General features: G+C 66.4%; 1 pseudogene. It reads right to left on the bottom strand.

Features of this window, described 5'->3' with window-relative positions:
* Positions 1-274, bottom strand: a pseudogene (locus RAD04_RS38680) (2-hydroxyhepta-2,4-diene-1,7-dioate isomerase); the annotation flags it as partial.

The raw sequence follows: 274 nt of genomic DNA, 5'->3' as shown, positions 1-274 counted from the left end.
CGGCACGGGCAGTCCGGATTCTGCGGCGTGATCGGCATAATTGAGGCCGACCGCGATGAACTTTCCGATCCCGGCGACCGGTACGCCGTAGCGGGGGGAGCCTTCGACCAATGGCAGCGTCGTCGGATCAAGGCCCTTCAGCTTGTCGATTGCGGAAAGCGTCACCTCGGCGGGCGTGAGATCGCTGATCACGCCCGACAGGTCGCGGATTCGCCCATCGGCGTCGATCAGGCCGGGCTTCTCGGCCCCGACGGGGCCATAGCGGCAGAGCTTC

The organism is Bradyrhizobium sp. 25ACV, assembly GCF_054863005.1.
Note: the sequence above shows the minus strand (reverse complement) of the source record. Positions and strands in the feature narration are given on the sequence as shown.